Raw genomic sequence first — 16,211 nt, 5'->3', positions numbered from 1 at the left:
CCGCTACAGGTCGGCGGCCCGGTGCGTGATCCGCCCACCGAGCACCGTCAACCGCACGTCCAGGTCGGGGAGTTCGAGCGCGTCGGCGGCGGCCGGGTCGCCGCCGAGGACGGTCAGATCGGCGCGGGCGCCGACCCCGATGAACCCGGCGACCCGCTCCTCCCCGGCCGCGTACGCCGCGTTCACCGTCATCGCGCGCAGCGCTTCGAGCCCGGTCAGCGCCTGCTCGGGCCCGTGCGGCGGCAGCGTCAGATCGCGGCTCGGGCGGCGGTGGCGGGCGCCCGCCATGACGCCGAGCGGCGGGTAGGGGGCGATCGGCCAGTCGGAGCCGAGCACCACCTGCGCCCCGGCGTCCCACAGATCGCGGCAGCGCCAGGCCCGCCCGGCGCGCTCCTCGCCGAGCCGCCGGGACCAGTTGTCGGTGTGGTCGGCGCGGGTGAAGTCGCAGCAGTGGGTGGGCTGCATGGAGGCGACGACGCCCAGCTCGGCGAAGCGGCTCACCGTGTCGTCCGGGACGGTCTCGATGTGCTCGATCCGGTGCCGTACGTCGCCGGGCGCCCCGGCCCGCGCCTTCGCCACCGCGTCGAGGGCGTGCCGCACGGCCGCGTCCCCGATGGCGTGCGTGGCCGTCGCCACCCCGGCGCGGTGCAGCTCGCCGATGACGTGGGTGTACGTGTCCGGGTCCGGCCAGAACGCGTGCGTGGACTCCCCGTGGCAGTCGGGCCGCTCCAGCCAGGCGGTGCCGTTGTCGATGGTGCCGTCCATGAACAGCTTGACCCCGGCGACGTGCCACAACTGCCCGCCCGTGCCCTGGAGTTCGATGAGTTCGCGCACCGCGTCGGCGTCGGCGCCGGGCTGGCACCACGGTGCCACCCGCAGCCGCACCGCCAGCTCACCGGCCTCGTCGAGCTCCCGGTACAGGTCGAGGCTGTCGCCGTTCGCGTCCATGGCGTGCCCGCCGGTCAGACCCGCCGCGGCCATCGCGCGCAGCGCCGCCGCCAGCCGGTCCCGGCGCTCCGCGCGGGTGGGCTGCGGCGCGACCCGCTCGACGAGTGCGCAGGCGGCGTCCTCCAGAAGCAGCCCGGTGGGCCGGCCCTGCGGGTCGCAGACCACCTCGGCCGCCTGGTCGAAGGTGTGCGGCCCGTCGACCCCGGCGAGCTCCAGGGCGCGCGGGCTCGCCAGCATCGAGTGGGCGTCGAAGAGCAGCAGCAGCGCGGGCACGTCGTCGAGGACGGGCGCGAGGGCGGCGGCCTCGACGGGCCGCTCCCCGAACACGTTCGGGTCCAGACCCCACGCCTGCAGCCACGCCCCGGGCGCCAGGGTCTTCTTGTGCCGGGCGAGCGCCGCCCGTACGTCGTCCAGGTCGGCGCAGCCGGAGAGGTCGAGGCCGTGGGTGAGCTCGGCGCCGCTGACGGGGTGGAGGTGGCCGTCGACCAGGCCCGGGGTGACGGTGGCGCCCTTGAGGTCGATCGTGGTGGTCGTCGGCCCGGCGAGAGCGCGGATGTCCCGGTCGTCGCCGAGGGCGCCGATCAGTCCGTCGGTGGTGACGGCGAGGGCGGTGTGGCGGAGGGGGCCTCCGGTCGCGGGGTCGAGGAGGCGGGCGTTGACGAGGGCGAGCTGGGGGTGCATGGGACTCCTGTGGTGCGGGTGTGCCTCGCGGGCGTAGAGATCTCTTTCTGCGGGCGGACCGGCGGATCGGCTGCTCGGTGGGCCTGCGGATCGGCTGCTCGGTGGGCCTGCGGATCGGCTGTTCGGTGGGCCGGCTGACCGGCTGACCGGCTGACTGGTGGATCGGTGGGCCGGCTGACCGGTGGATCGGCGGGTGCGCGGTGCGCGGGTGCCCGCTCTTACCCGTGCTCGGGCAGAGCGCTCAACGCTCCCGGCTCCAGGCCCAGTTCGCGCTCCGCCGTGGTGACCGCCATCCGCGCCACGGCCGGCGGCAGCTCGCCGGGGTCGATCGCGCCGTCCGCGCCCAGGCCGTCCAGGACGACCAGGATCTGGAGCGCCACCACCTGCGGATCCGCCGTACGGAACTCGCCGCGCTCGACGCCGTCCGTGAGCAGCCCGGACAGCCGGGCGCGCCAGGCGTCCTCCTGCCGGCCGACGCGCTCGCGCAGGCCCGGCCGGTAGCGGCTCAGATGGCGGGCGTTGATCCACAGCCGGCTGATGTCGTCCCACGCGGGATGGCCGATGGTGCGGGCGAGGAACCGGGCGAGGTGGTCGGTCGGGGTGCCGTCCGGACGCTCCGCCGGGATGAGGGCCTCGATCTCGGCCGTCGCGGCGCTCCCGAACGCCTCGGCGACCAGGTCGTCCACCGCGGGGAAGTAGTGGCTGATCAACCCCGGCCGGACGCCGAGCTCCTCGCCGATCCGCCGCAACGTGACGCACTCCAGACCTTCGGAAAGCGCAATCCTTGCGGCCGAAGCAACGATTTCCGCACGTCTGGCGGCCGGAGATTTTCGGATTCGCTTGCTCTCAACGCTTGACGGCATGCCCGTTACGTTATTGAGTGTGCGACCAATAAGCAAGCGGGCGGACAGGTCACCGGCCGCACGGCACTCTCGGAGGGCTTCATGGCGTCCACGCTTCCCGATCCGATCCCCGACACCGCGAACGCCCCGGCGGCCGCGGCGGCGTCGGCGACCCGGATCGAGGCCCACGGCATCGACGTCATACCCGACGCCGACCGGCGCGGCAGGCCCAGGGAGTTGTTCGCCGTGTGGGCGGCGACCGGCGTCAACTACCTGAACCTGGTGGTCGGCGGCTCACTGATCCTGATGGGCCTGAGCCTGTGGCAGGCGACAGCGGTCCTCGTCATCGGCAGCCTGTTCTCCGTCTTCACCGGCCTGCTCGCGATACCGGGCCCGGCCGCGGGCGCTCCCAGCGAGGTGGTCACCCGCGCGCTCTTCGGCGTCATCGGCAACCGCTTCAACAACGCGGTCACCGGCTGGCTGATCTCCGTCTGCTACTTCGCGCTCAATCTCTCCGCCGCGGCCGTCGCCGCCTTCGCCCTCGTCGAGAAGGCCGGCGTCACGGCGAGCACCCCGGTCAAGGTCGTCGTGATCGTCGTCATCGCGGCGCTCACCCTCACGATCAGCGTCTACGGGCACGCCCTGATCGTGAAGCTGTACGGGCCGATCACGCTGGTGCTGGCCGCCGTGTTCGCGGTCGTCGCGGTCGTCGTCGTCCGGCACGCGGACTTCGGGTACACGCCCCGGGACCCGCTGACCGGCGTCGACTTCTGGGCCGTGGCCCTCGCGGGCGTCACCATGATCGCCTCGGGCCCGCTCTCGTACACCACCAGCGCCGACTTCTCCCGCTACCTGCCGCGCACCACCCCGAACCGGGCGGTCATCGGCTGGACCGCGCTCGGCGGATTCGTCTCCGGCCTGCTCACCTGTCTCATCGGCATCGTCGCCGCCACCGCCGTCGACATGACCGACCCGCAGGCGGCCCTGGAGGCGCTGCTGCCCGGCTGGTTCGGCCCCGTCTTCCTGCTCTCCCTCGTCCTGAGCACCATCGCCCTCAACGCGCTGACCGCCTACAGCGCGGGACTCGCCCTGCAGGCCGTGGGCCTCACCATCCGCCGTCAGGTCAGCGTGCTCTTCGACGGCACGGTCGCGGTGGCCCTCACCCTGTACGGCCTGCTGATCTCCAACTTCCTCGACACGGTCAACAACGTCCTGCAACTGACCGTCGTCCTGCTCGGCCCGAGTGTCGCCGTGTACGCCACCGACATCGTGCTGCGCCGCAACCGCTACGACGGCGTGGCGCTCTCCGACGAGACGCCGAACAGCCCGTTCTGGTACCGCGGCGGTGTCAACTGGGCGGGGGCCTGCTCACTGGCGGCCGGTGTCGGCTCGGCGGCCCTGTGCGTGAACACCCTCTACACCGGGCCGATCGCCGCCGCCCTCGACGGGGTGGATCTGGCGCTGCCGGTGGGGATGGTCGTGGCGTGGCTGTGCTACCTCGTCACGATGCGCCGCCCGCTCAGGGGTGCTGCGCGGTGAGATCGAAGACGGTCCACTCCGTCCACGGCTTCTCCTGCCGGTAGACGCGGGAGCCGCGGCTGACCGTCCTGGACCGAACGGCCTTGAGACGGCCGCCGTCGGGGCGCGTGAGCCGCCCGGTCGTGACGGGCCGCGCCTCCAGGCCGACGAGACGGCAGTCGACGAGACGGTCGTGGTCCTCCCCGTATCCGCCGAAGTACGCGACGCGGTTCCCGTCCACGGCCAGCGCGCGGGCCGCCTTGACCGGATTCCCGTACGGCAGCGACGGGCGCCCCGGACGGTTCCTGACCAGCTGGAAGTCCGTGTAGGCACAGGACCACGCCTCGGTCCCCGTGACGTTCAGCGCGTAACAGTCGGAGATGTGGTCGGTCCCCGCCACCGGGGAGTACGCCCACAGCGGCTCGCCGGACCGGCTGAACCGGCGCAGCCCCGCATGACTCAACTCGTCGTCCCCGTACACCCCTTCGTCGAAGTAACCGATCCAGAGCGCGCCGGACTCGTCGACGAGGAGGTGCTCGATGCCGTCGCCCCCGCGGAACATGTGCCTGCACCGTCCGGCCGCGTCGAAGACCTGCACGCATCGCTCGTCGGGGCGGCTGCGCCCCGCCGCCACCACGAACCCGCCACCGGGCAGCGCGTCGAAGTGCGGGAAGCGGGCCCGCACCCCGCTCAGCGTCGTCTCGTACGACGACCCGTCGGGCTCGACCGTGACGGCCAAGGCGTCGTACGGATCGCGGGACCCCGCCGGATCGGGCCGGCGGCCGGCGAGCAGCCAGTGGGCGCGCCCGAACGCGTCGACGGTCGAACCGGCGACAACGCGCCCGTGATGGCGGCGCGGCAGTCGGGCGTACGGCAGCAGGGATGCGGTCATCCGGAGATCATCCGGTGGACACACACCCCGCACAACCGGTTATGTACGCCCGCCCCCGCCGGGGTGTAGACCATCGATGACAGCTGCACGCGGCATGCGAACGCGTCAATGGGTCGTCGAGGGAGCCGAGTTGAGCAAGGACCGTACGTACGACTACGTCATCGTCGGGGCCGGGTCCGCCGGGTGCGTGCTCGCCGGAAGGCTGAGCGAGGACCCTTCCGTCAGGGTCGCGCTGGTGGAGTCGGGGCCGCGCGACCGCAAGACGGAGATCCGGATACCGGCCGCGTTCCCGAAGCTCTTCAAGACGCCGTACGACTGGGACTTCAGCACCGCCAAGCAACCCGCCCTGGACAACCGGGAGTTGTACTGGCCGCGTGGCCACACGCTCGGCGGCTCGTCCTCCCTGAACGCCATGATGTGGGTGCGCGGGCACCGCGACGACTACGACGCGTGGGGCGAGGCGGCGGGGGAGGAGTGGGCGTACGACGGGTTCGTGCGGTACTTCGAGCGTGCCGAGCGGTGGGGCGGCGAGCGGCCCGCACGGTCCGTCTACGGCACGCTCGGCCCGCTGCACATCTCCCCGCAGCGCGCCCCGAGCACCGCCACGGCCGCGTTCCTCGACGCCTGCCGGGCCCAAGGGCTGCGGGACCTGGGGGAGTTGAACCAGCCGGACCACTCCGGGTTCGCGATGACCCCGGTCAACCAGTACCGGGGCCGCCGCTGGAGCGCCGCCGACGGCTACCTCAAGCCCGCCGCCCGCCGCCCCAACCTCGACATCTACACCGACGCCCGCGTCACCCGGCTGGACTTCGACGGCACCCGGGCCGCCGGGGTCGCCGCCGACGGCATCCCCGCCGGCATCCTGCGCGCCACCCGCGAGGTCATCCTCAGCGCCGGCGCGATCGGCTCCCCGCACCTGCTCCAGCAGGCGGGCATCGGCGACCCGGAGGCGCTCGCCGCCGCCGGCATCGAGCCGCTCGTCGCCTCGCCGGGCGTCGGCCGCCACCTTCAGGACCACCTTTCCTACGCGGTCACCGTCCGCTGCCCGCGCCCGATCTCGCTGACCGGCGCCGACACACCCGCGAACATCGCCCGCTTCCTGCTCGGCGGCCGCGGACCGCTCACCTCGAACGTCGGCGAGGCCGTCGCGTTCGTCACCTCACGGCCCGAACTCACCTCCCCCGACATCGAGTTGATCTTCGCGCCGGTGCCGTTCGTGAACCACGGGCTCACCCCGCCGACCGAGCACGGGATCACCATCGGGGTCGTCCTGCTCCAGCCGCGCAGCGAAGGCCGGATCACCCCGACGGACGGCGGGCCGGCCATCGACCCCGGGTACCTCGCCGCCGACGAGGACCTGCGCGCCCTGATCGCGGGCGTGCGGCGCGCCGAGGAACTCCTCGCCGACCCGGCCCTGAGCCCGCTGCACACCTCCCCGATGGCCGGCTACCCCGGCGTCGTCGACGACGAGGAGCTCGCCCGCGCGATCCGGGCCGGCGCCGAGACCCTCTACCACCCGGTCGGCACCTGCCGGATGGGTGCGGACGAGGCCTCGGTCACCGACCCGAGGCTGCGCGTGCGCGGCGTTCGGGCCCTGCGCGTCGTCGACGCCTCCGTCATGCCGCACATCACCCGCGGTCACACGCACGCGCCGACGGTCGCCCTCGCGGAGAAGGCGGTGGAACTCATCCGCGAGGACGCCGGGCCCGCCGCCTGACAGGAACGGTCAGGAGCCGACACTCACCGTGAACCGGCGCGGATTCCCGTCGTTCGCCGCGCCGGACACGTCCGGCTGGCCGTCCGGCTTCACGTCGTCGTACGGGAAGGCGTAGCCGATCGGCGCGTTGGCGTGCACGATGCGCGACCAGTGGTTCGTGGTGGCGTCCTGGTAGTAGTCCGCGGACGTCGCCCCGTTCGGCTGGGCCGGGTGGGTGAGCATGATGCTGCGGTTGAACCCGGCGGCGATCCTGGCCAGCAGGCCCTTCTTGTCGTCGGAGTCCGACGGGTTGTTGGCGAATGGGCCGTAGTTGCAGGTGAAGACGTCCTTCGCGGTCGGCTTCGTGAAGGTGTGGCCGCCGGTGAAGGTGAGCGTGTCGCCGCTGACCCGGCCGGTGAAGGTGCCCCGCCCGCCCTGGAGGTCGATGGTGAGGTCGGTGGAGCGGTACTTCTCCCAGACCTGGGTCGCGTACGCGTCGAAGTAGTCGCGGAACGGCATCTGGTCGGGCTGCCCGAAGTACGGCGCCATCAGGTTCTGCGGGGAGATCGCGCGCAGCACCTTTCCGTCACCGCCCTTGATGACGAGCTTGTCCCAGGGCTGCCCGTCCTTGGCGGCCTGCGCCACGAGATCCGCGGCGATCCGGTCGACGGCGCCGTCCGGCAGCGGGGCGACGGTGTGGGTGGCGTCGCCCTCCAGGGTCAGCCCGATCGGGAGGGCCGTGACCAGATCGACGTAGCTGATGTTCGCGTACAACTGGTCGGAATTGAAGGTGAATTCGCAGAACGACCAGGTCTTGCCGTAGTTCGGGTCGGCGGCGGTGGCGAAGGCCGGCTCGACCAGGGAGGGGCCCGGGTTGAGGTAGAAGTCGAGGGTGTCGTCGCGCACGAAGTAGACGCGGGCACCGTACATCTGAGGCAGCGTCACCACCTTCGGGGCCGAGCCCGCCGCGCCGAGCGGGATGGCGCAGTCGACGGGCAGCGGGGTCTGCGGGGCGCTCGGCGACTCGGGGCGGTAGACGCTGCCGTCGGCCTTCAACAGCACCCAGTTGCCGGTGGCTTGTTCGTGCCCGGTGACGTACGCGTTCACCGCGCCGCTCAACGACTTGTTCTCCAGGGCCAGTTCACAGGTGGCCGGGGCGGCGCCCGCGGTCCAGGCGGGGACGGTCAGGGACGCGGCGGCCGTCGCGACCGTGGCCGAGGCACCGGCGAGGAACAGTCTGCGCGATATCACGATCGACACTCCTGAGGTGTGGGGGTGTGTGGGGGTGCCCCACTGTGGCGAGAGTGACCTGGAGCGTCAAGACTTATGACCGGGAGCGCTCCGGGAGATTGTTTGTCTTCAATAGTTGAAGACGAGGTGGAGCGGATGTATTGGTCCGTACCTTGCCTGGTCAGGGCGTCGTGGACGGCGATTGTCAGTGGGCGGTGGAAGACTCGGCAGTCCGGAGCAAGAACACGGAAGAACCCTCGACGAGGAGGGCACGACCATGATCACCACGGACTTCGTGAACGGCGCGCCGGTGTGGCTGGACCTCGGCACGCCGGACCTGGACGGAGCGATCTCGTTCTACGACGGACTCTTCGGCTGGCAGTTCCGGTCGGCGGGACCCGAGTACGGCGGGTACGGCACCTTCCATCTCGACGGCAAGGCGGTGGCCGGCGCCATGACCGTCACCCCCGAGCAGGGCGGCCCGGCCTGGAGCGTCTATTTCAAGACGGCCGACGCCGACGCCACGGCGAAGGCGGTCGAGCAGGCCGGCGGCGCCGTCCTCTTCCAGCCGATGGACGTCGGCGACCTCGGCCGCATGGCGATCCTCGCGGACCCGGCGGGCGCGGCGTTCGGCCTGTGGCAGCCCGGGGTGCACCAGGGCCTGGAGCACGTCACCGAGGACGGCGGGCTGAACTGGGTGGAGCTGTACGTCCCCGATCCGGCCGCGGCCAAGGGTTTCTACGGCACGGTCTTCGGCTGGGGCACCTTCGACGTGGAGTTCCCCGGCGGCACGTACACGACGGTGAACCCGGCGGGCACGGACGAGAACGCGATGTTCGGCGGCATCGTCCCGCTGGCCGCCGACCCGGTGGAGGCGCGAGCGGGCGCCCACTGGACGCCGTACATCCACGTCCCGGACGTGGACGCGACGGCGGACAGGACCCAGGAGTCCGGCGGCACCGTGCGCGCGGCGCCCGTCGACATCCCCGGGGTCGGCCGGATCGCCAAGCTGGCGGACCCGTACGGGGCGACGTTCGCGGTGCTGAGGGGCGACCCGAATCAGCAGTGACGGCGGAGCGCGAAGGATTCGTTGAACGGTCATTGATCGTGCGTTGATCGAACGTTTTTCGCCGGTCGGCAGGGTGAGGGCCATGCACGCGAATACGACCCTCACTCCTGCCGGCCCCACCTGGCAGGACCAGGCCCTGTGCGCCCAGACGGGCGGCGACTTCTTCTTCCCCGAGCCGGGCAGCTCCGTCCGGGAGGCCAAGCAGATCTGCCACCTGTGCGAGATCCGCCCGGCCTGCCTGGAGTACGCCCTCACCCACGACGAGCGCTTCGGCGTCTGGGGCGGCCTCTCCGAGAAGGAGCGGCACGCGCTCAGGCGCAGTTGACCACGGATCCCGGAGGGGTCCGGACGGCTCAGGCGTAGCCGACGGTGAACTCCCGGGTCCCGGCGGGCACCCGGACGTCGTCACCGGTGACGTCCAGCTCCCGGCCGTCCGCGACCACGGACCGCACGGCGCCGAACCGGCACGGGTAGACGTAGCGGACGCCGTCGGGCGCCGACGCGATCCGTACCGTCACCGTCCGCGCCCCGGCGTCATGCGTGAGCCGGTACCCGAAAGGCTGGCCGAACAGGGTCGGCGCGGCCTCCACCGCCACCGGCTCGGCGTTTGGCACCCAGTGCGGGCGCACCCCCGGCGCGATGTACAGATGCGGATCGTGGTCCTCGTCGGCCTCGAAGAACAGGATGTCGCGGATCAGCAGCAGGTACTCGGCGGCGGCCCAGCCGTGCGGGATGTCACCCATGTACCAGTGATGGTCCGGGACCTCCTGGAAGTCGGAGGCGATCGGGAAGTTGTGCTGCTCGTTCCACGCGCCGAGCGCCACCGGCCGGCCCTGGGTGTGCGGGACCGCGGCCCCGACGGCCCAGCCGAGCAGCGCGTCGCAGCGCTCCACGTTCCCCGCGAGCAGATACGCGTGCGCCAGCTGCATCGTCAGATACGGGCCGTAGGCGTTCCAGGCCGCCTCGTGCCGGAAACCGCCCGTCACGAAGTGCGCGTACATCGTGTCGAGCGTGCAGCGCGCCGCCCGGTCCACGTCGTCACCGAGCTTGCTGCCCATGTGCAGACGGAGCGGATGGAAGTAGGCGGCCGCGCCGATCATCGTCGAGTCGAGTCGGCCGACGTCGCCGGGCCCGGTCGGGATGTACGTCTCCCAGGCCCCGCGGAGCCGCTGCTCGTCCAGGACCCAGCGCACCGACGCGGCGGTCGCGGCCTTCAAGTCGTCGAAGGCGGACCAGAGTTCGCCCGCTTCGGGCGCACCCAGCCGTTCCGCGAGCCGCGCCGCCTCGTAGAGCCCGGCGAGGCCCCACAGGTCGTCCCAGTAGTGCGGCTTGTCGCGCTCACCGAGGTGCTCGGCGCTCCAGCCGCTGTGCAGCAGCCCGTACCCGTCCCGGTTGTCCCGCAGCCAGCGGGCCCCGTCCACGACGTACGGCTGGTACATCTTCGCGCCGAACGCGGCGGCCGGACCGCGCGTGCGGTCGAAGCGGCCGAGCGCCCACAGCGCCTGCCCGTTGCTGTCCCACTCCTGGTCGTCCTTCTCGTGCGACCCGCCGTAGAACCCGTACTCGGCACACGGCCCGATCCGGCCACCACCCCGGTTGAACCGCAGCGGATAGTGCGTGCCCAACTGGTGCTCGGCGAGCGCGGAGTCACCGACGAGCGAACACGCCGTCGCCTCCACCGACGAGTCCCGGATCCAGAAGGAGTCGTAGACCGTCGGCCCCGGGTGGATCTCACCGAGGTCGGAGAGGATCAGCAGCTGGGAGCGGGCCTGCCGGAACATGTCGGTCAAGTGCGCCACCGGGCGCGGCAGTTGCGGCTGCACCCCCTGGTGCAGCAGCTTCTCGGTCCAGAACGCCCGGTTGGCGTCCTCCAGCTCGTCGGCCGACGTCGCCCGCAGCTCGGCCAGGTCGTCGGCGCCGCTGTACAGATCGACGGGCAGCCGCACGTCGATCTCCACCGTCTCGTCCTCGCTGACCCGGAACGGCCAGGTGAACACGGCGCTGCACATCCCGGCCACCTGGTCCTGCGCCTGCGCCGAACCGTTCAGCTTGCCGCCCATCACCAGATCGCGGAACGGGCTGTGATGGACGTACGTCTCCGGGTCCTGGCTGAACTCGGTGTTGCCGTACACCCCGAACTGGTCGGGCGCCGTGTCGAAGACGGGCCCCCAGCCGCTGTTCGTCTCGACCCGCTGCTCGCCCTGCAGATAGCGCAGATAGGTCAGACGCCGGTCGGTGATCTCCCGGCCGTTGCGGTCGTGGCGCTGGAAGCCGCTCGGGCCGGCCGCCAGCACCGCCGCGCACAGCAGTCCCTCGCGGAGCTGACCCTTCGGTGAGCCCACGGTGACCCGGGTGATCACCGCGTCCCGCTGCCGTGCCCCGATCGGCGTCGCGAAGGTCCGCTGCACGAACTCGACGTCCTCCGCCGTGCGGAACGTCGTCAGGACCACCGGCAGATGCGGCGCCTCCATGCGCTGCTCCACCGTGCCGCCGTCGGTGAGCTGCGGCAGGTGCAGCGCGCCCGTCGCCGGGTCGAACAGGAAGAACGACAGGCAGTACTTGTCGTAGACCGGCTCGATCTCCCCGGCCTGCCCGATCAGTGACTCCTGCCGGTGGTCCTTCACCCCGACCATGCCCCAGTACCGGTACAGCGCGTTCGAGGCGAACGCCGCCTCCTTGGAGTCGTACGTCCCCGCGTCGAAGTCGTCGCTCCAGCGCCGGAAGGCCTGCTGCGCCCACCACGGCACGGGGTAGGGGACCTGGGCCCTGGCGGCCCAGTTGCGCCACATGACCTCGTAGAACATCCACTCGTGCGTCTGCGCCATGGAGTCCACCTCCTAGGCGCACCGTGGCACCGCGGCGAGGGTGTGCCTAGCTCTCCGGCGTGGCCCTGATGGCGGAGATGTCGAACTGGAGGCGGACCTTCTCGCTCACCATCGTGCCGCCCGCCTCCAGGCGCTGGTTGTAGACCAGACCCCACTGGGTGCGGTCGATCGTGGTGGTGCCGTCGAAGCCGGCCCGCTCGAAGCCGAAGGGGTCCATCACCGAACCCAGGTAGTCGAGTTGGAGCTCCACCGGACGCGTCACGCCGCGGATCGTCAGATCGCCGGTCATCCGGAACGTCTCGCCGCCCTGATGAACGGTGGACGTGGAGCGGAACACCATCTCCGGGTGGTGCGCCGCGTCGAAGAAGTCCCGGCCCGCGATGTGCGCGTCCCGCTGTTCCACCCCCGTGTCGACACTGGCGACCCGGATGGTGATCTCGGCGCGCGACCGCGACGGCACGGCCCCGTCGAAGTACAGCGTGCTGTCGTAGTCGGCGAACGCCCCCCGCACCGTGGTGACCATCGCGTGCCGCACGGAGAACCCGATGCGGCTGTGCGGACGGTCGATCGTCCACTGCCCGGACAGCGCACGCAGCGCAGGGTCGAGCGCGGCCTCGACGGCCGGGACGTCGGCCGACGGGCGGTCGAGGGTCGCGGTCTGCTGGCGACGGCTGAAGATACCCATGCGGGCGAAGCCTCCTTCGGATTGGTCACTCCGTGTTATCACGGTGCCGACGGAGCCTCGACGGTGAGTTGGGCGGTCTCGTCCCGGTTCTGCGGGGTCGGCGGGAAAGCTGCACAGGATCGACATCAATGTGAATGCACGGCCGGGTGGCTCGCCGTCACGGAACGTCACCGCTCCGGGGTCGATATTCGGTGGGCCAGGCGCGGCCGCGACCGGCACACTCCTGACATGTCCGCCCTGCGCAAGAGCGCCGCCACCCGTCTCCTCGACCGTCTCGACCCGCTGCCGCACCCGCGACGGCAGCGCGAGACCGCCCGCAGTGCCCGCGAGCTCGCAGGGCGCGGAGAACTCGCGGCCGTCATCGCCGAGTTGGACGCCCAGGGCCCCTACGAGCGCGGCGTCTGCACGCTGCTCGCGTGCGCGGGCGGCGCGACGGAGTGGGTCGCGGAGCACCTCGCCGACCCCGACCCGTTCGTGCGCGGGCACGTGCTGCGCGCCGCCAAGGGGCTCGACGTGCCCGACGCCGCCTTCGAGGCCGCCCTCGACGACGCGCCCGAGGCCGTGCGCCGCCCACTCCTGCGCGCGATCGTCGAGCAGCGGCGCACCGCCCTCGCCGACCGGCTCGTCGACGCACTCCGCGCCGAGTGGGGCGACACGGAGGGCGCCCGGCTGCTGCCCGGCTGTTCCGCCGCGACCGTCGCCCGCGTCCTGCCGGACGTCTTCCACGCCGTACGCGGCTGGAACGGGCTCGTGGCACGCCACCCGGACATCGTGCTCGACTGCGCGCGGGCCCACCTCGCCGAGGTGCCGGAGAACGCGCGGGACGGCTGGTGGCAGCAGTACGGACACATCCTCGCGGCCCTCGCCGCGACCGCCCCGCAGCGCGTCCTCGACCTGCTGGAGGCCCACCCGCCCCGCCACTTCCCGTGGTCGCTGCGCACCGCACTCGGCACCCTGACGACCGCCGCGCCCGGGCGCGTCCTGCGGATGATGACCGGCCGTTGGCGCGACCGGCTGCACGGACGCGGCACCCTCACGCCGGCCGTGCTGCGCGCCGTCGTCCGCAGCGGCGCCCCCGAACTCGACGCGTACCTCCCCGTCGCCGCCGGCCACCCCGAAGACCTCGCCGCGCTCCTGCGTGCCCAGGCCCCCGCCGGCCGGCCCGCCGTCCACGAAACGGCCCTCGCCGGGCGCGGCGCCGCCCACCGCGACCTCGACACCGGCGTGCTCGACGCCCTGCCCCGGTTCTACGTCGCCGAGGTCGCCCGGCGCGCGGCGCGGACGGCCCGCGAGCGCGGCGACTCCTGGGACACCGTGCTGCTCGCCGAGTCCTACCTGCCGCCCGCCGAGGCGCGCGAGGCCCTCGACGCCGCGACCCGCAGACCCGTCGCCGCCCACCGAGCGGTGGCCTGGCCGCTGTACGTGCGCAACGCGGCCCGATCCGCGGACCCCGCCCAAGTGACCGCGACAGCGGTGGAGTTGGCGGCCCGGCTGCGCAACGAGCAGGACCCGGTGCGCTCCGCCGCCCTCCAGGCGCTCGCCGACGACGTCCGGCCCGCGCTGTGGCGTTCCGACGCCCTGGCCCACCTCGGCCGGCTCGCCACCGACGCGCTCCAGGCCCGCGACTGCTCGTACGGCACCCGCGGGGCGCTCACCGCCCTCGCCGTCGGCATCCTCGGCCACCACGCGGCCGACGGCGAGCAGGCGCTCGTCGACTGGGCCCTCGACACGGTCGTCGCCGTCCACGGCCACACCGGCGCCGTGCGCCTCGGCCGCCTCGACCACACTCTGCGCCGCGGCCAGGAACACGCCGTGTACGAGGCCCTGTTGCCGCGCATCGAGGCCGAGGAGAAGAAGAACGACTTCCGCCTGCTGCTCACCCTCACCGGCGCCGTGGGCCGCCGCGCCGCGCACATGGCCGGACTCCAGGAGCGCCTGGGCCGCGCCGTCGCGCACGGCAGCGACTCCACGGTGCGGGAGGCCGTGCCGCTCTGGCTGGAACCGCGCGCGACCCGTGACGAGCGGGTGGCCCGCCTCCTCGACCAGGAGCCGTCGGCCGTCGAACTCTGGGGCGTGGCCGAGGTGGTGACGCGGCGGCGCACCGATCTGCTCGACCGTTTCCTCACCGGACGCCCGCCCTACGGGCGGTTCCTGATGAAGAACAGCGCCTGGGCGCTGCGCGCCGCAGGATCCGACACACGGCGCTGGCCGCCCCGCCAACAGCGGGCGTACCTGGCCCAGTTGAAGGGCATCGCCGACGATACGGGCCTCGACCTGTGGCGCCGCGCCGAAGCGGTCCGACGTGCGGTGCACGTCCCCGAGGGCGGCGCCGGCCTGGCCCGGCGCACCGCGGCGGACCCGGACGCGGACGTCACCCTCGTCGAGGCCGCCCTGGCCGCACTCGGCCGCACCCCCGACGACCTCCCCCTGCTGCTCTCGCACGCGGGGGACGACCGGGCCCGCGTCGCCGTGTACGCCGTCACCCAGGCGTCCCGGCACGCCCGCCCGTCCCGGCTCGCCCCGCTCCTCGACGAGCTGCTCACCGGCCCCGGCAAGAAGGTCACCAGCCGCAAGGAGGCCGCACGCCTGATCGCGCTGCGGCTGCCCGCCGCGCAGGCCGCGCCCCTGCTGGCCCGCGGCTACGCGGGCGAGGGCGCCCACCGCGACGTACGCGCCGCGATCGTGGCCTTCGCCGCGTACCAACTGCTGGGCGAGGACGCCGCGTGGGAGATCCTCACGGACGCGGTGGGCGAGGACAGCGAGGCGGTGCTGCGGCAGGCCGCGCTGCGGCTGTCCGTGTACGACGTGGCCCCGCCCCTGCGGGCGCGGTACGCGGCCCTGATCGCGTCGGTCGCCGACACGGCCCCCGCCGACAACGCGGAACTCGCCGACACCGCCCTGACTGCCCTGGCCTCGTGGGTGCCGTGGGCGCCGCAGGCACTGGAGACCCTGGCCCGGCTGCTGACGGACGTGGAGCGGCGGGCGCCCAAGGTGTGGGGCGCCGCGGGCAAGGCCCTCGTCTCCGTCGCCGGACAGACGGCGGCCGCCGCCGCCACGCTGACCGGCGCCGTCCGCACCCTCATGGCGCACGGGCCCGCGCCCGACGCGGGCGAGGAGCAGGACCGGCCCGCGCACCGGCGGATCGAGTACGTCGCCGGAATCCTCGCCGAGGAGGCGCGGAAGACCCCGGCGCTGCGGCCGCTCGCCCGCGAACTGGGCCGCGTCCTTGCCGAGGACGACGCGTTCGTCCCCCGGGCCGCGCAGGTCGGGCTCGCCGCCCTCGACTTCGCGGCCCTCACCGACGGACTCCGGGACCTGGCCCGGCTGCACGACGGCCGCCCGGCGCTGGCCGCGCGCACGGCGCAGGAGCTGCGCGGGCGGCTGCGCGGGGGCCGGGTACGGGGTGAGGTGCTGCTGCCCGCGGCGCGCGAGCTGGCCGCCGCGGGGTCCGCGACGGAGGGGCTGTTCGCCTGGGCGCTCGTCGCGGCCGGCGGCGCGCGCGTCGACTGGCCGGAACCGTGGCGCGCCGAGCTGCGGGCGCTGCGGTCGCACCCGTGCGCGGACGTGCGGGACGCGGCGGCGGAGCTCACCACCGCCCCCTGAGAGCCTGTGTCTGACCCGTCTGACCCGTCTGACCCGTCTGCGCGGCGGCGTCCGCACTTCGGGCGGACGACGGGGGTTCGGTCACAGGCTCTGAGCTTGTTCCTTAACATCGCTGGTCACGTTCGGTGAGGGTGGCGGGGCGTTTCAGGGTCTTGCCGACGTCGTAGCGGGTTGTGGGGTGCCGGTTCTTGGAGCCGGGCGGGCGTCCGGGGCCGGGTCGGC

11 protein-coding genes are annotated in these 16,211 nt (G+C 73.0%); 5 read left to right on the top strand and 6 right to left on the bottom strand.

What is annotated here, in order from left to right; all coding sequences use genetic code 11:
• Positions 1–3: 3 nt before the first annotated feature.
• Entirely contained in the window at positions 4–1,629 is a 1,626-nt protein-coding gene (locus tag J3486_RS06070; protein WP_207818998.1) for an amidohydrolase, read from the bottom strand.
• Between the two features lie 218 nt (positions 1,630–1,847).
• Positions 1,848–2,378 (bottom strand): TetR/AcrR family transcriptional regulator, encoded by a 531-nt coding sequence (locus J3486_RS06065; RefSeq protein WP_374194693.1) that lies wholly within the window; start codon positions 2,376–2,378, stop codon positions 1,848–1,850.
• A 195-nt stretch (positions 2,379–2,573) separates the two neighbouring features.
• Between J3486_RS06065 and J3486_RS06060 the strand changes: the two genes are divergently transcribed.
• Complete coding sequence (locus tag J3486_RS06060; protein WP_207818996.1) at positions 2,574–4,010, top strand: cytosine permease; 1,437 nt, start codon at positions 2,574–2,576, stop codon at positions 4,008–4,010.
• On the opposite strand, the gene J3486_RS06055 is transcribed toward J3486_RS06060, so the two are convergent.
• Positions 3,991–4,881, bottom strand: coding sequence for a hypothetical protein (locus J3486_RS06055; RefSeq protein ID WP_207818995.1), 891 nt, complete (start codon positions 4,879–4,881; stop codon positions 3,991–3,993). The genes J3486_RS06060 and J3486_RS06055 overlap by 20 nt on opposite strands.
• A 76-nt stretch (positions 4,882–4,957) precedes the next feature.
• Between J3486_RS06055 and J3486_RS06050 the strand changes: the two genes are divergently transcribed.
• Positions 4,958–6,598: a GMC family oxidoreductase gene (locus J3486_RS06050; protein ID WP_229377661.1), complete on the top strand. Its 1,641-nt coding sequence runs from the start codon at positions 4,958–4,960 to the stop codon at positions 6,596–6,598.
• A 9-nt stretch (positions 6,599–6,607) separates the two neighbouring features.
• Here the strand turns inward: J3486_RS06050 and J3486_RS06045 are convergent, their stop codons facing one another.
• Positions 6,608–7,828, bottom strand: coding sequence for a glycoside hydrolase family 64 protein (locus tag J3486_RS06045; protein WP_207818994.1), 1,221 nt, complete (start codon positions 7,826–7,828; stop codon positions 6,608–6,610).
• Positions 7,829–8,084: 256 nt separating this feature from the next.
• Here J3486_RS06045 and J3486_RS06040 point away from each other — a divergent pair, with 256 nt between their 5' ends.
• Positions 8,085–8,876: a VOC family protein gene (locus tag J3486_RS06040; RefSeq protein WP_207818993.1), complete on the top strand. Its 792-nt coding sequence runs from the start codon at positions 8,085–8,087 to the stop codon at positions 8,874–8,876.
• An 82-nt stretch (positions 8,877–8,958) separates the two neighbouring features.
• Positions 8,959–9,201 (top strand): WhiB family transcriptional regulator, encoded by a 243-nt coding sequence (locus J3486_RS06035; protein WP_207818992.1) that lies wholly within the window; start codon positions 8,959–8,961, stop codon positions 9,199–9,201.
• Between the two features lie 28 nt (positions 9,202–9,229).
• Here the strand turns inward: J3486_RS06035 and J3486_RS06030 are convergent, their stop codons facing one another.
• Positions 9,230–11,701 carry a hypothetical protein gene (locus J3486_RS06030; RefSeq protein ID WP_207818991.1) on the bottom strand — a complete coding sequence of 824 codons (2,472 nt, stop codon included), beginning with the start codon at positions 11,699–11,701 and terminating at the stop codon, positions 9,230–9,232.
• Between the two features lie 46 nt (positions 11,702–11,747).
• The gene (locus J3486_RS06025; RefSeq protein WP_207818990.1) at positions 11,748–12,386 is read right to left on the bottom strand and encodes a YceI family protein; all 639 of its coding nucleotides are present in this window, start codon (positions 12,384–12,386) and stop codon (positions 11,748–11,750) included.
• 228 nt (positions 12,387–12,614) lie between these two features.
• Between J3486_RS06025 and J3486_RS06020 the strand changes: the two genes are divergently transcribed.
• On the top strand, positions 12,615–15,989 hold the full coding sequence (locus tag J3486_RS06020; RefSeq protein WP_207818989.1) for a hypothetical protein: 3,375 nt from the start codon (positions 12,615–12,617) through the stop codon (positions 15,987–15,989).
• Positions 15,990–16,211: the final 222 nt, after the last annotated feature.

This window comes from Streptomyces sp. VRA16 Mangrove soil, assembly GCF_017377775.1.
Lineage (GTDB): Bacteria > Actinomycetota > Actinomycetes > Streptomycetales > Streptomycetaceae > Streptomyces.
Note: the sequence above shows the minus strand (reverse complement) of the source record. Positions and strands in the feature narration are given on the sequence as shown.

Coding starts and splice junctions, on each gene's coding strand:
- J3486_RS06040 (WP_207818993.1), top strand. CDS start 8,085: ATGATCACCACGGACTTCGTGAACGGCGCGCCGGTGTGGCTGGACCTC.
- J3486_RS06030 (WP_207818991.1), bottom strand. CDS start 11,701: ATGGCGCAGACGCACGAGTGGATGTTCTACGAGGTCATGTGGCGCAAC.
- J3486_RS06035 (WP_207818992.1), top strand. CDS start 8,959: ATGCACGCGAATACGACCCTCACTCCTGCCGGCCCCACCTGGCAGGAC.
- J3486_RS06025 (WP_207818990.1), bottom strand. CDS start 12,386: ATGGGTATCTTCAGCCGTCGCCAGCAGACCGCGACCCTCGACCGCCCG.
- J3486_RS06070 (WP_207818998.1), bottom strand. CDS start 1,629: ATGCACCCCCAGCTCGCCCTCGTCAACGCCCGCCTCCTCGACCCCGCG.
- J3486_RS06020 (WP_207818989.1), top strand. CDS start 12,615: ATGTCCGCCCTGCGCAAGAGCGCCGCCACCCGTCTCCTCGACCGTCTC.
- J3486_RS06055 (WP_207818995.1), bottom strand. CDS start 4,881: ATGACCGCATCCCTGCTGCCGTACGCCCGACTGCCGCGCCGCCATCAC.
- J3486_RS06050 (WP_229377661.1), top strand. CDS start 4,958: ATGACAGCTGCACGCGGCATGCGAACGCGTCAATGGGTCGTCGAGGGA.
- J3486_RS06060 (WP_207818996.1), top strand. CDS start 2,574: ATGGCGTCCACGCTTCCCGATCCGATCCCCGACACCGCGAACGCCCCG.